13 protein-coding genes are annotated in these 12,676 nt (G+C 62.1%); 7 read left to right on the top strand and 6 right to left on the bottom strand.

Annotated elements, in window-relative coordinates; all coding sequences use genetic code 11:
* Positions 1–71: 71 nt before the first annotated feature.
* The 5 genes from J3R84_RS14375 to J3R84_RS14355 all read right to left on the bottom strand — a co-directional run bounded on the left by J3R84_RS14375 (position 72) and on the right by J3R84_RS14355 (position 4,092).
* Positions 72–308: a sulfurtransferase TusA family protein gene (locus tag J3R84_RS14375; RefSeq protein WP_025424667.1), complete on the bottom strand. Its 237-nt coding sequence runs from the start codon at positions 306–308 to the stop codon at positions 72–74.
* The gene (locus tag J3R84_RS14370; RefSeq protein WP_025424666.1) at positions 308–1,756 is read right to left on the bottom strand and encodes a L,D-transpeptidase family protein; all 1,449 of its coding nucleotides are present in this window, start codon (positions 1,754–1,756) and stop codon (positions 308–310) included. The genes J3R84_RS14375 and J3R84_RS14370 overlap by 1 nt, the downstream gene beginning before the upstream one ends.
* Positions 1,757–1,965: 209 nt before the next feature.
* The gene (locus J3R84_RS14365) at positions 1,966–2,919 is read right to left on the bottom strand and encodes an acetyl-CoA carboxylase carboxyltransferase subunit alpha (protein WP_025424665.1); all 954 of its coding nucleotides are present in this window, start codon (positions 2,917–2,919) and stop codon (positions 1,966–1,968) included.
* Positions 2,920–2,983: 64 nt separating this feature from the next.
* Positions 2,984–3,946, bottom strand: coding sequence for a site-specific tyrosine recombinase XerD (gene xerD / locus J3R84_RS14360; RefSeq protein ID WP_025424664.1), 963 nt, complete (start codon positions 3,944–3,946; stop codon positions 2,984–2,986).
* Positions 3,943–4,092, bottom strand: coding sequence for a hypothetical protein (locus tag J3R84_RS14355; protein ID WP_025424663.1), 150 nt, complete (start codon positions 4,090–4,092; stop codon positions 3,943–3,945). The genes xerD and J3R84_RS14355 overlap by 4 nt, the downstream gene beginning before the upstream one ends.
* Before the next feature lie 241 nt (positions 4,093–4,333).
* On the opposite strand from J3R84_RS14355, the gene J3R84_RS14350 reads away from it, so the two are divergent.
* The 3 genes from J3R84_RS14350 to J3R84_RS14340 are packed head-to-tail and all read left to right on the top strand — an operon-like array spanning position 4,334 to position 7,354.
* Positions 4,334–4,924 carry a shikimate kinase gene (locus J3R84_RS14350; RefSeq protein WP_025424662.1) on the top strand — a complete coding sequence of 197 codons (591 nt, stop codon included), beginning with the start codon at positions 4,334–4,336 and terminating at the stop codon, positions 4,922–4,924.
* The gene (gene aroB, locus J3R84_RS14345; protein WP_025424661.1) at positions 4,917–6,050 is read left to right on the top strand and encodes a 3-dehydroquinate synthase; all 1,134 of its coding nucleotides are present in this window, start codon (positions 4,917–4,919) and stop codon (positions 6,048–6,050) included. Before J3R84_RS14350 ends, aroB begins: the two co-directional genes overlap by 8 nt.
* Positions 6,047–7,354 carry an HlyC/CorC family transporter gene (locus tag J3R84_RS14340; RefSeq protein ID WP_025424660.1) on the top strand — a complete coding sequence of 436 codons (1,308 nt, stop codon included), beginning with the start codon at positions 6,047–6,049 and terminating at the stop codon, positions 7,352–7,354. Before aroB ends, J3R84_RS14340 begins: the two co-directional genes overlap by 4 nt.
* A gap of 3 nt (positions 7,355–7,357) precedes the next feature.
* Here J3R84_RS14340 and J3R84_RS14335 read toward each other — a convergent pair whose 3' ends face one another.
* Positions 7,358–7,639: a BolA family protein gene (locus J3R84_RS14335; protein WP_025424659.1), complete on the bottom strand. Its 282-nt coding sequence runs from the start codon at positions 7,637–7,639 to the stop codon at positions 7,358–7,360.
* Positions 7,640–7,782: 143 nt separating this feature from the next.
* Between J3R84_RS14335 and J3R84_RS14330 the strand changes: the two genes are divergently transcribed.
* From J3R84_RS14330 to J3R84_RS14315, 4 genes are all read left to right on the top strand, one after another.
* Entirely contained in the window at positions 7,783–8,418 is a 636-nt protein-coding gene (locus J3R84_RS14330; RefSeq protein WP_025424658.1) for a J domain-containing protein, read from the top strand.
* Between the two features lie 74 nt (positions 8,419–8,492).
* The gene (gene cobS / locus J3R84_RS14325) at positions 8,493–9,488 is read left to right on the top strand and encodes a cobaltochelatase subunit CobS (protein WP_025424657.1); all 996 of its coding nucleotides are present in this window, start codon (positions 8,493–8,495) and stop codon (positions 9,486–9,488) included.
* 103 nt (positions 9,489–9,591) lie between these two features.
* On the top strand, positions 9,592–11,487 hold the full coding sequence (gene cobT / locus J3R84_RS14320) for a cobaltochelatase subunit CobT (protein ID WP_025424656.1): 1,896 nt from the start codon (positions 9,592–9,594) through the stop codon (positions 11,485–11,487).
* Positions 11,488–11,597: 110 nt separating this feature from the next.
* Positions 11,598–12,590: an esterase-like activity of phytase family protein gene (locus tag J3R84_RS14315; RefSeq protein WP_025424655.1), complete on the top strand. Its 993-nt coding sequence runs from the start codon at positions 11,598–11,600 to the stop codon at positions 12,588–12,590.
* Positions 12,591–12,676: the final 86 nt, after the last annotated feature.

Raw genomic sequence — 12,676 nt, 5'->3', positions numbered from 1 at the left:
TGCCAGCGCGAACGCATTACACAAGGGACGCGGTGCGGACGGTTCAAGACCACGGACGCTGCTGTTTGGCTTCAAGCGCCCTTGCGGATCAGAAAGCGATAACCGCCGTCGGCCGGCGAGGCCGCTTCGAGGCTGTGGCCGTCTTCCCGGCAGAAATGCGGGATATCGATCACCGCCATCGGATCGGTCGTCTCGATCTCGAGCAGCGCGCCTGCAGCCATGGAGGCGATGCGTTTGCGCGCCTTCAAAACGGGAAGGGGGCACTTAAGCCCCCTGAGGTCGTAAATCGTCTTCTCTTCGCCAGGCATCAATTGCCCCAGATCTTCCAGAACGGCCGCTTCTTCGGTGGCTGCTCCACGGCAACAGGCGCTTCGGCTGCAGGCTCGACGGCGCCTTCGGCATTTGCCGATGCCACGGCGGTCGTCTCGGGCTGAACCTTTTGCTGGGCTCCAGCCGACCGTGTCTGCTTTGCCGCTGTGCCTGCCGGTTGTGTCTGCGGCTGAACGGCAGCCTGTTGCTCCGGAGCTTCGGCGACGGGTGCCGGTGCCTGTTCTGCGGGTTCGCTCCTGGAGAACAGGCTCCAGAAGGATTTCTTGGCCGGCTGCTCGACGGCTGCCTGCAGCACGGGCTGGGGGATCGGGTTGGCGGCCGGAACCGGCACATGGGTGCCACCCTGTGTCGCCTTTTCCAGTTCCTTCTTCTGGATCTCGACAGCCAGCTTGGTTTCTTCGGCTTCCTTCTGCGCGGCTAGCTTCTTTTCGAGGTCGCTTGCCTTCATCAGCTTGCCGGCATCGATCGAATTGCCGGTCGGCGCGTAGGCAAGCTCGCGGCCGGTGCGCTGCTTGGCGACGATCGCCTTGCGCTCGGCCTCGCTCGGCTCATACCAGACCATGCCGTCATACTTCTTCATGGCCTTGTCGTAGTCGAGCTTATAGCCCTTTTCGAAAGTCGACATGGCCATCTGCAAGGCAGGTGGGGTCGACATCGCCGGGCACGTGCCGCCCGGGTTGAAGGCGGCGCTGCCCTGCTGGTTGAAGACGTATTTCTTCTCGCAGACATTGATTTCCGGAGGACGCTTGGTGACTTCGAACTGATCGTAGCCGACCTTCAACATGTTCCAGAAATCGATGTTGGGATTGTTGCGATGACGCGCCATGTTCTCGGCGGTCATGCGGAAAGGAAATGCCTGCAGCTGGACGCTCTGCTGTCCGCCCTTGAAGGCGTCGCGCGCCATGGCGAAAATCTCGATCATCTGCTCGTCGGTCATCGAGTAGCAGCCGGACGACGAACAGGCGCCGTGGATCATCAGATGCGTACCCTGACGGCCGTTGGCGCGGTCATAGGTGTTGGGGTAGCCGGTGTTGATCGCCAGATAGTATTTCGAGTTGGGATTCAGCTGCTGCGGGAACAGCGGATAGAAGCCCTCCGGCGCCTGACGGTCGCCTTCTTTCACCTTCGGACCAAGTTTGCCCGACCAGGCGCAAATCTTGTAGCTCTTCAAGAGCTGGAAGCGGTTGGACGTGTTGGCCTTCCAGACTTCGAGCGTGCCTTCTTCCTTGAAGATGCGCAGCGCGATCGGGGATGTCTTCTGCATCCCGAGCTCGCTCATCTTGGCGCTCATCTTGCTCGAGAGCTGATATTCGGTCTTGTTCTTGACAGTCGAAAGATCGACCGTCGCCGTATCCAGGGCATCGTTGGTGCAGCCGGCAAGCAGCGCGGCGACAGCGGCGGTGGCTACAAGGTTTCTCAAGCGCATCGGCGAAAGCCCGTTCAAACCAAAATTCGTCAGTGAGAGCCGCGTTCGCAGAAGGGCCCTTAGGGAATCAGTAAGCCATTATACTTCACGAATTCTTAACCCTGCAGGGCACGCTGCGCACGCCGTTGTTCATGACCGTACGAATATGGCCAAGATTTGGCCACAGTCCGATTTGTGGTTGCGAATTTTCGGCGAACAATCGCGTCGGATCAGAGGTTCCGGCCGATATTCAGGTACTTCTGTCGGCGATCGGTGCGCAATTCGTCGCCGTTGCGTCCGGACAATTCCTTCAGAGCGTCGGCAATCACCGTTCCGGTGCGGGCGATCACCGATTGCGGATCGCGGTGCGCGCCACCGACAGGCTCGGGAATGATGCCGTCGATCACGCCGAGCGCCTTCAGGTCCTCTGAGGTGATCTTCATGTTGCTGGCGGCTTCCTTGGCGCGGGTCGAATCGCGCCAGAGGATCGAGGCTGCGCCTTCCGGCGAGATGACGCTGTAGATCGCATGCTCGAGCATATAGACGCGGTTGCCGGTGGCGATCGCGATTGCGCCGCCGGAGCCGCCTTCGCCGATGACGACGGTGACGATCGGCACGCGCACGTTCAGGCACATTTCCGTCGAGCGGGCGATGGCTTCCGCCTGGCCGCGTTCTTCCGCGCCGACGCCGGGATAGGCACCGGCGGTGTCGATCAGCGTGATCAGCGGCAGGCCGAAGCGGTCGGCCATTTCCATGACCCGGATCGCCTTGCGGTAGCCTTCAGGGCGCGGGCTGCCGAAGTTGTGCTTGATGCGCGACTTGGTATCGCTGCCTTTTTCCTGACCGAGGACGGCGACAGGCATGCCGCGAAAACGCGCAAGCCCGGCCTGGATGGCCTCGTCATTGCCATAGTTGCGGTCGCCGGCAAGCGACGTGAACTCGGTGAACAGTTCCGAGGCGTAATCGAGGAAATGCGGACGCGAGGGGTGGCGGGCGACCTGGGTCTTCTGCCACGGCGTCAGCTTCGAATAGATCTCGGCCATCGCATCGCGGACCCGTGTCTCGAGCCGTTCGACCTCATCCGAAGTGTTCACACTCTCGTCTTCGCCAGCGAGCTTCTTCAGTTCGAGAATCTTGCCTTCGAGGTCGGAGATAGGTTTTTCGAAATCGAGATAGTTGTGCATGAGATGCGTTTCCGATCGTTTTGCCACAAGGATCTGCCGGCCGAAACCAGCCTGCCCGGCGGTCCTAATCCTGTTTTTTCGCCTGTTTGGCAAGAGGGTGATGGTTTTGCACGAGGTCGTGCAGCCGTTCTTCCAGAACATGTGTATAGATTTGTGTCGTCGAAATGTCCGAGTGACCCAACAGTTCCTGGACGGCACGAAGGTCGGCGCCGTTGGCAAGCAGGTGGCTGGCGAAGGCATGACGCAGCACATGCGGCGAGATCGTCGCCACGCGGATGCCGGCACGCGCCGCCAGTGATTTCAGGTCGCGGGCAAAGACCTGGCGGGGGAGAAAACCTGCCTTTGCCGTTGACGGAAACAGCCACGGGCTTTCGCGCTCGCCCCTGTCGGCTTTTGCCGTTTCTTCTTCGAGGGCTGCCCCATAAAGACGCATCGCGCGGATCGCGGCCTGGGAGAGCGGCACCAGCCGCTCCTTGTTGCCCTTGCCACGGACGACGAGAAAGCGCCCGTTCTGGGCGAGCACGCTTGCGGGCAGCGACACCAGTTCGCTGACACGCATGCCGGTGGCATAAAGAAGCTCCATCAAAGCGTGCATGCGCAGCTTGGAAAGCCGCTCCGGTCCGCCTGCCGTCGCCTCGGCTTCGGTCTCGGCCCGGCCGATCAGTCGTGACACGTCGTCGATGCTCAGCGTCTTCGGCAGGCTTCTACCCTTTTTGGGCGCATCGAGTATGCCTGTCGGGTCGTCGGTGCGCAGGCCTTCTGCATAGAGGAATTTGTAGAACTGCCTGAGCGCCGACAGCCTGCGCGCCTGCGAGGACGGCTTGAAGCCTTGGCCCGCCAGATGGGCGAGATAATGCCGGAGATCGTCGGTCGCCGCACTCGTCAGCCCCGTTCCGCGGCCGCGCATGTGGGACAAGGCGTCTTCCAGATCGCGCTCGTAGGATTGCAGCGTATTGACGGCGGCGCCGCGTTCGGCGCTCATCATTTCGAGGAAGGCCTCGACGTGTGCCGCGGAAAGATCGCTCATTGTGTCTTGTTGACCCGTTCGGATGGGATCTTCACGGTCACGTTGCGCTCGACCGGCTCGACGAAGGTGACGAGCGCGATCATCGTGCCGTAGATCAGCCCGGCGATGACGCCGCAGAAGAACAGGAACCGGAAGAGGGTGGGCATTTCAGTTTCCTCCGCAGGATCCCTTAAACCGGAACGAATTTAAGGATAAAATCATGCAGCCGTTGAATGTGCTGGGGCAACCGTGTGCGCGCTGGACCGGACGCGCCGCACTTTGGTAGATGCCCGATCTATATGAACGCCCCTTTCGCCAAGTTCAAGAAGCATGCACGGACGCGCGCGACGGCTTGACGCTCCACCCCGATTTGTCGATACCGGAAGGGAATGGGGAATAAGAAGTCCAATGAACGACGTGATCGAACCGGTTTCCGCGACGCTTGCCGAACGGGCGAAGCTTGCGCTCGGTAAACGCAATCTCGTTTTCATCGGCCTGATGGGCGCCGGAAAATCCGCGATCGGCCGGTTGGCGGCGCAGGCGCTCGGCATTCCCTTCGTCGATTCCGACCACGAGATCGAGCGCGTCTCGCGCATGACGATCAGCGATCTCTTTGCCCGCTACGGCGAGGACGAATTTCGGGCGCTGGAAGCACGTGTGTTGAAACGCCTGCTGCGCACCGGCCCCCGTGTCGTTTCCACCGGCGGCGGCGCCTATATCAACGAGCGATCGCGCCGCCAGATCAAGCGCGGCGGCTTGACGATCTGGCTCAATGCCGAATTGGACGTGCTCTGGGAGCGGGTCAACAAGCGCGACACACGTCCTCTGTTGAAGACCGAGAACCCCAAGCAGACGCTCGAAAACCTGATGCGCGCCCGCTACCCGATCTACGCCGAAGCCGATCTGACGGTGATGTCGCGCGATGTGAGCAAGGAGACGATGGTGGAGGACGTTCTCACCGCCGTCATAGATTTCCGGAAAGTGCCAAATGATGAATAGCCATGTGATGCCTGCTGCCGAGCGCAAGGTTCGCGTCGATCTCGGTGATCGTTCCTATGACATTCTGATCGGTCCGGGGCTGATCGCTGCTGCCGGCAACGAGATCGCCTCGCGCCTCAAGGGGCGCAAGGTGGCCGTCATCACCGACGAAAACGTCGGTCCGCGCTATCTCGAACCGCTGATGGCGAGCCTGAAGCAGAGAGACATCGAAGCCGTGTCGCTGGTGTTGCCGGCGGGCGAAAAGACCAAGAGTTTCGAGCATCTCATTCCCGCCTGCGAAGCCATACTCGGTGCACGGATCGAGCGCAACGACGCGGTGATCGCGCTTGGCGGCGGTGTCATCGGCGACCTGACCGGCTTTGCGGCCGGTATCGTGCGTCGCGGCTCGCGCTTCATCCAGATCCCGACATCGCTGCTGGCGCAGGTCGATTCCTCGGTCGGCGGCAAGACCGGTATCAATTCGCCGCACGGCAAGAACCTGATCGGCGTTTTCCACCAGCCGGATCTGGTGCTTGCCGACACGGATGTGCTCGACACGCTGAGCCCGCGCGAATTCCGCGCCGGCTATGCCGAGGTTGCGAAATACGGGCTGATCGACAAGCCGGACTTCTTCGCCTGGCTGGAGAAAAACTGGCAGGCGGTGTTTTCCGGCGGGGCTGCGCGCATCGAGGCAATCGCAGTGAGCTGCCAGGCCAAGGCCGATGTCGTGGCGGCGGACGAGCGCGAGAACGGTTTGCGTGCACTGCTCAACCTCGGCCACACCTTCGGCCACGCGCTGGAAGCCGCCACCGAATACGACAGCGCCCGCCTGGTGCATGGCGAGGGCGTGGCGATCGGCATGGTGCTGGCGCATCAATTCTCGACGCGCATGAACCTTGCGAGCGCCGATGATGCGAGCCGGGTCGAAACGCACTTGAGAGCCGTCGGCCTGCCGACGCGCATGACCGAAATCCCCGGTAGCCTGCCGCCGGCTGAAAAGCTGATGGACGCGATTGCCCAGGACAAGAAGGTCAAGGGCGGCAAGCTCACCTTCATCCTGACCCGGGGCATCGGCCAGTCCTTCGTCGCCGACGATGTGCCGGCCTCCGAGGTCCTGAGCTTCCTGAGGGAAAAGCACCCGCAATGACCGGCGAAGCATTCCTGGCATTTCTCGGCGAATACTGGCTGTCGATTGCCGCGGTCTTCTGCCTGCTATTGTTTTCCGCTTTCTTTTCGGGCTCCGAAACGGCTCTGACTGCGGCTTCGCGCTCGCGCATGCATTCGCTTGAGAACAATGGCGACGAGCGGGCGGGTATCGTCAATCGCCTGATCGAGCGCCGCGATCGGCTGATCGGCGCGCTTTTGATCGGCAACAACCTCGTCAACATTCTCGCCTCGTCCTTGACGACGAGCCTGTTGATCGGCCTGCTCGGCAATTCGGGCGTGGCGATCGCCACGGTCGTCATGACCGTGCTGTTGGTAATTTTTTCCGAAGTGCTGCCGAAGAGTTGGGCGATTGCGTCGCCGGATCGCTTTGCACTTGCCGTCGCGCCGCTGGTTCGCCCCTTCGTCGCCGTGGCCGGGCCGCTGTCGAGCCTTGTCAACGGCATCGTGCGGCGCATCCTGTTTCTCTTCGGCGTCAACCTTTCGTCCGACATGTCGATGCTTTCGGCGCATGACGAGCTGCGCGGCGCAGTCGACCTGCTGCACCGCGAAGGCTCGGTCATCAAGGCCGACCGGGATCGGCTCGGCGGCGTGCTCGATCTCGGGGAACTCGAGATTTCCGACATCATGATCCACCGCACCAATATGCGGGCGATCAACGCCGACGATCCGCCTGAAATCTGCGTGCGCGATATCCTGCAGAGCCCGTTCACGCGCCTGCCGCTGTGGCGGAGCTCCACCGACAACATCATCGGGGTGGTGCATTCGAAAGATCTGCTGCGCGCGCTTGCCGAGCCGGATGTCGAGCCGGAAAACCTCGACATCGTCAAGATCGCGCAGAAACCCTGGTTCGTCCCCGACACGACCAACCTCAAGGACCAGCTCAACGCCTTCCTGCGCCGCAAGCTGCATCTTGCTATCGTCGTCGACGAATACGGTCAGGTTCAGGGACTGGTGACGCTGGAGGATATTCTGGAGGAGATCGTCGGTGATATCGCCGACGAGCACGATCTCGATATCCAGGGTGTTCGCCAGGAGGCAGACGGGTCCATCGTGGTCGACGGCTCGGTGCCGATCCGTGACCTCAACCGTGCGCTCGACTGGTCACTGCCGGATGAGGAAGCGACGACGGTCGCCGGTTTGGTGATCCACGAGTCGAAAAGCATCCCGGAGGAGCGCCAGGCCTTCACCTTCCATGGCAAGCGCTTCATCGTGATGAAGCGGGTGAAGAACCGGATCACGAAACTCAGGATCCGCCCGGCCGAGGACCAGACGCCGATCGGCTGATGCCTACCAGCGCGTCGGCTCACCGGGGGCTGCAGGCTCGACGGCCAGCGCGTGCAGGCCGGCGTCGAGTTCGGGCTTCAACAGGTCGTTGATGGCGCGATGGCGCGCCACTCGGCTCATGCCGGCAAAGGCGTCGGCAACGATGCGGACCCGCATGTGGGTTTCGCCGCCGCCGTCGAAATCAGGTTGATGACCCGCATGCAGGTGGCTCTCGTTGATCACGGCCAGCCGTTCGGGGTGGAAGGCTTCGGTCAATTTCTGTTCGATCGTGTCCCGCAGCGACATTCTTCCGTCCCATTTCCTTGGTTGCTGGATGCCCTTATGTTGGTCGGGTCCGGCAGCGCGGCCTAGGCGGCGCAAAATGCCCGCACAAAGCCAGCAACATTCCGCTTTGTCAATTCTTGTTGTGGCCCCGGCCAACCCCCATAATGAGCGCCATGAGACTCGATTCAAAATACTTCGATCGCATTCGGACACGGCGCAAGGTCGAGCCGCGCGCAGAGCCGGCCGCCCCCACCTGTCAGTGGGACGGCTGCGACAAGAAGGGCGTTCATCGCGCACCCGTCGGCCGCAACGCCGAGGGGCAGTATTTCATGTTCTGCTTCGAGCATGTGAAGGAATACAACAAGGGCTACAACTACTTCTCCGGTCTGTCCGACAGCGAAGTCGCGCGCTATCAGAAGGAAGCGGTGACCGGGCATCGTCCGACTTGGACGGTCGGCGTCAACAAGAATGCCAAGAATAGTCCGACCCAATCGCAGACCCGTTCGGGCTCTGCCGGGGCGCAGGCGCGCATGCGCGATCCCTTCGGGTTCGTCAGTGAGGCAAAAGCGCGCGCCGGCCGTCCTGAGCCGCGCCAGCGCAAGCTGAAGACGCTCGAAGCCAAGGCCTATGAAACGCTCGGCCTTAGCGCTTCGGCGACAGCCAGCGATATCAAGGCGGCCTACAAGGATCTGGTCAAGAAACACCACCCTGATGCCAATGGCGGGGACAGGGGATCGGAGGAGCGTTTTCGCGCAGTAATTCAAGCCTACCAATTGTTAAAACAGGCTGGTTTCTGCTAACAACGCGGATTATTACAGAAGCACTTTTGCAGGCGAATGCGCGGGTGCCGTCCGGTGGCCGCTCTGGAGACATGATGAGCAAGATTGACCTCGACATTTCCAACCTCCCCGACACAACCGTCTCGGTTCGGGACGTTTTCGGCATTGACACGGATTTGCGCGTTCCCGCCTACTCGAAGGCCGACGCCTACGTGCCGGATCTCGATCCGGACTACCTCTTCGACCGCGAAACCACGCTCGCCATTCTCGCAGGCTTTGCCCATAACCGACGCGTGATGGTCTCGGGTTATCACGGAACCGGTAAGTCCACCCACATCGAGCAGGTCGCAGCGCGCCTCAACTGGCCGTGCGTGCGCGTCAACCTCGACAGCCATGTCAGCCGTATCGACCTCGTCGGCAAGGACGCGATCGTCGTCAAGGACGGCCTGCAGGTCACCGAGTTCAAGGACGGCATCCTTCCCTGGGCCTACCAGCACAACGTCGCGCTCGTCTTCGACGAATACGATGCCGGCCGCCCGGACGTGATGTTCGTCATTCAGCGCGTGCTGGAATCCTCCGGCCGCCTGACGCTGCTCGACCAGAGCCGCGTCATTCGTCCGCACCCGGCATTCCGCCTGTTTGCAACCGCCAACACGGTCGGTCTCGGCGATACCACCGGCCTCTACCATGGCACGCAGCAGATCAACCAGGCGCAGATGGACCGTTGGTCGATCGTGACGACGCTCAACTACCTGCCGCATGACAAGGAAGTCGATATCGTCGCCGCCAAGGTCAAGGGCTTTACCGCCGACAAGGGCCGCGAGACGGTATCGAAGATGGTGCGCGTTGCCGATCTTACCCGCGCCGCCTTCATCAATGGCGACCTGTCGACGGTCATGAGCCCGCGTACGGTCATCACCTGGGCCGAGAACGCCTATATCTTCGGCGATATCGCCTTTGCCTTCCGCGTGACCTTCCTCAACAAGTGCGACGAGCTGGAGCGGGCGCTTGTCGCCGAGCATTATCAGCGCGCTTTCGGCATCGAGCTGAAGGAAAGCGCTGCCAACATCGTGCTTGAAGCCACCGCCTGATCCATCGTCCGTCTTTCCCCGGGAAAGGCGGACTTGTGACCCTGTGGCAAACTCGATGATGCCCCACCAGGCATCATCGCATCTGGCTGAAGAAGGAACTGTCGTGAGCTCGAACTCCAAGGCAAAGCCGACCACGCGCGAAAATGCAGCCGAACCGTTCAAGCGGGCGCTTTCCGGCTGCATCCGATCGATCGCGGGCGATGCCGAGGTCGAGGTGGCTTTTGCCAACGAGCGACCGGGCATAACAGGCGAACGCATCCGTCTGCCCGAAATCTCCAAGCGGCCGACGCGGCAGGAACTTGCCGTGACGCGCGGTCTCGGCGACAGCATGGCGCTGCGCAAGGCCTGTCATGACGCACGCGTCCACGCGACGATGTCGCCGCAGGGCGCCGACGCGCGGGTGATCTTCGATGCCGTCGAGCAAGCGCGTGTCGAGGCGATCGGCTCGCTGCGCATGGAAGGCGTTGCCAAGAACCTGAGCTCGATGCTCGAAGAGAAATATTCCAAGGCCAATTTCGGCGCGATCAGCAAGCAGGCCGATGCACCGCTCGGCGAGGCTGTTGCTTTGCTGGTGCGCGAGAAGCTGACCGGCGAGAAGCCGCCGGCATCCGCCGGTAAGGTGCTCGATCTCTGGCGCGACTTCATCGAGGAGAAGGCTGCCGGCGACATCAAGAATCTGTCGTCGACGCTCAACGACCAGCAGGCTTTCGCCCGCGTCGTGCGCGATATGCTGACATCGATGGATGTTGCCGAGAAATACGGCGACGACGACATCGAGCCGGACGAGCAGGAAAGCGAGACCGACGAGGATCAGCCGCGCAGCCAGGAGCAGGACGAAAACGCCAGCGACGAGGAAGCCGGCGACGATGCGGCCCCTGCCGACGAAAACCAGGCTGCTGAAGAGCAGATGGAAGAAGGCGAGATGGACGGCGCGGAGATCTCCGACGACGACCTGCAGGACGAGGGTGACGAGGACAGCGAGACGCCCGGCGAGGTCAAGCGCCCGAACCAGCCGTTTGCCGACTTCAACGAGAAAGTCGACTACACCGTCTTCACCCGCGAGTTCGACGAGACCATCGCCTCGGAAGAGCTCTGCGACGAGGCGGAACTCGACCGGCTGCGCGCGTTCCTCGACAAGCAGCTCTCGCACCTTCAAGGTGCCGTCGGGCGGCTTGCAAACCGGCTACAGCGCCGCCTGATGGCGCAGCAGAACCGCTCTTGGGAGTTCGACCTGGAAGAGGGCTATCTCGACACTGCGCGCCTGCAGCGCATCGTCATCGATCCGATGCAGCCGCTGTCGTTCAAGCGCGAGAAGGATACCAATTTCCGCGATACGGTCGTGACCCTCCTGATCGACAATTCCGGCTCCATGCGCGGCCGGCCGATCACGGTTGCCGCGACCTGCGCCGACATCCTTGCGCGCACGCTGGAGCGCTGCGGCGTCAAGGTCGAGATCCTTGGCTTTACCACCAAGGCGTGGAAGGGCGGGCAATCGCGTGAGAAGTGGCTGGCCGGTGGCAAGCCACAATCGCCGGGCCGCCTCAACGATCTGCGCCATATCATCTACAAGTCGGCCGATGCGCCGTGGCGGCGTGCACGCCGCAATCTCGGCCTGATGATGCGCGAGGGCTTGCTCAAGGAAAACATCGACGGCGAGGCGCTGATCTGGGCGCATGAGCGCCTGATGGCGCGGCGCGAGCAGCGCCGCATCCTGATGATGATTTCCGATGGCGCGCCGGTCGACGACTCGACGCTGTCGGTCAATCCGGGCAACTATCTCGAACGGCACCTGCGTGCCGTGATCGAGCAGATCGAGACGCGCTCGCCGGTCGAGCTTTTGGCAATCGGCATCGGTCACGACGTAACGCGCTATTATCGCCGCGCCGTGACCATCGTCGATGCGGATGAACTGGCCGGCGCGATGACCGAGCAGCTCGCCGATCTGTTCGAAGACGAAAGCATGCGCCGCCGTCCGGGGCGCATGCGCCGCGCTAGCTAATCTTTCGCGAAACCGGGGCGACCGTCTGTCGCCCCGTTCATCCCCTAGGCCGCTGCCGCGGTTGCCATCTCCTCCCCGCCTATTCTGCCCGCCCGAAGGAACTCCCCCAGATGCTTGGCCGCGGTCTCCTCGTTCTTTCCCTGTTGGCCTCGACCGGCGTGGCTTTGGCCGCCGGCGGCAGCGAGACGCTGCCCATTCGCAGCCGGCAGATAGACCCATTCAAGGTCGGCTCCAACCAGACGCGGTTCGGTCAGCTGGAATTCATCGGCGGCCTGGAGATGACGTCTTCCAATGCGCTGTTCGGCGCCGTATCCGCGATCCGATTCCGGCCGGATGGCACCTCCTTCGTCGCCGTCATGGATACGGGGCATTGGCTCGAAGGGGCGGTGATCCGTGATGCGAACGGCAGGCTTTCCGGTCTCACGGACCTGACGGCAACACCGATGGCGGACAGGAGCGGCGCGGTCGGGCTGGAGAAATGGAAGGTGGATTCCGAAGGTCTGGCACTGCGCGAGGGCGAGGTGATCGTCAGCTACGAGCAGGCCCACCGCATCGATATCTACCCGGATCCGGGTTTCTCGACTTCGGGGCCGGTCGGCAGCATGCCGCTGCCATTTCCAACAACCGAGCTGCGCAACAATGGCGGGCTTGAGACCGTGGCGATTTCGCCGAAGGATGGCCCGCTCGGCGGCGCTGCCGTCACCGTGTCCGAGCGCAGCGTCGACAAGGCGGACAATCTTCTGGCAGGCATTCTCGATGGCCCGATGAAGGGCGCCTTTGCCGTTACCCGTACCGATCCCTACGCCGTTACCGACGGCGCTTTCCTGCCCGATGGCGACCTTCTGCTGCTGGAACGTCGGTTCAACTTCGCCTCCGGTCTCGGCATGCGCATCCGCCGCATTCCGGGAGCCAGCATTCGGCCTGGCGCCGTGGTCGACGGCGACGTCATTCTCGAAGCCGACATGGGCTATCAGATCGACAACATGGAGGGCCTCGACGTGGTCGCTGGCGCCAGTGGCGATGTCCGCGTCATCGTCATCTCCGATGACAACCACTCGATCCTCGAGCGCAATCTGATGCTGGAATTCCGCCTGATCAAATGAAAACGGGGCCATTCGGGCCCGTCATCAATCACTTGTTCTGCTGCTGCATGTTTCCTGAAATCGTATTCGATTTAAGGATCAAAACA

Source organism: Ensifer canadensis, from assembly GCF_017488845.2.
Classification (GTDB): domain Bacteria; phylum Pseudomonadota; class Alphaproteobacteria; order Rhizobiales; family Rhizobiaceae; genus Ensifer; species Ensifer canadensis.
Note: the sequence above shows the minus strand (reverse complement) of the source record. Positions and strands in the feature narration are given on the sequence as shown.

Bases quoted from the DNA above. Each gene is read 5' to 3' on its own strand.
- J3R84_RS14340 (WP_025424660.1), top strand. From the start codon at position 6,047: ATGACCGGCGAAGCATTCCTGGCATTTCTCGGCGAATACTGGCTGTCG.
- J3R84_RS14370 (WP_025424666.1), bottom strand. From the start codon at position 1,756: ATGCGCTTGAGAAACCTTGTAGCCACCGCCGCTGTCGCCGCGCTGCTT.
- xerD (WP_025424664.1), bottom strand. From the start codon at position 3,946: ATGAGCGATCTTTCCGCGGCACACGTCGAGGCCTTCCTCGAAATGATG.
- J3R84_RS14375 (WP_025424667.1), bottom strand. From the start codon at position 308: ATGCCTGGCGAAGAGAAGACGATTTACGACCTCAGGGGGCTTAAGTGC.
- J3R84_RS14350 (WP_025424662.1), top strand. From the start codon at position 4,334: ATGAACGACGTGATCGAACCGGTTTCCGCGACGCTTGCCGAACGGGCG.
- aroB (WP_025424661.1), top strand. From the start codon at position 4,917: ATGAATAGCCATGTGATGCCTGCTGCCGAGCGCAAGGTTCGCGTCGAT.
- J3R84_RS14355 (WP_025424663.1), bottom strand. From the start codon at position 4,092: ATGCCCACCCTCTTCCGGTTCCTGTTCTTCTGCGGCGTCATCGCCGGG.
- cobS (WP_025424657.1), top strand. From the start codon at position 8,493: ATGAGCAAGATTGACCTCGACATTTCCAACCTCCCCGACACAACCGTC.
- J3R84_RS14330 (WP_025424658.1), top strand. From the start codon at position 7,783: ATGAGCGCCATGAGACTCGATTCAAAATACTTCGATCGCATTCGGACA.
- J3R84_RS14335 (WP_025424659.1), bottom strand. From the start codon at position 7,639: ATGTCGCTGCGGGACACGATCGAACAGAAATTGACCGAAGCCTTCCAC.
- J3R84_RS14315 (WP_025424655.1), top strand. From the start codon at position 11,598: ATGCTTGGCCGCGGTCTCCTCGTTCTTTCCCTGTTGGCCTCGACCGGC.
- J3R84_RS14365 (WP_025424665.1), bottom strand. From the start codon at position 2,919: ATGCACAACTATCTCGATTTCGAAAAACCTATCTCCGACCTCGAAGGC.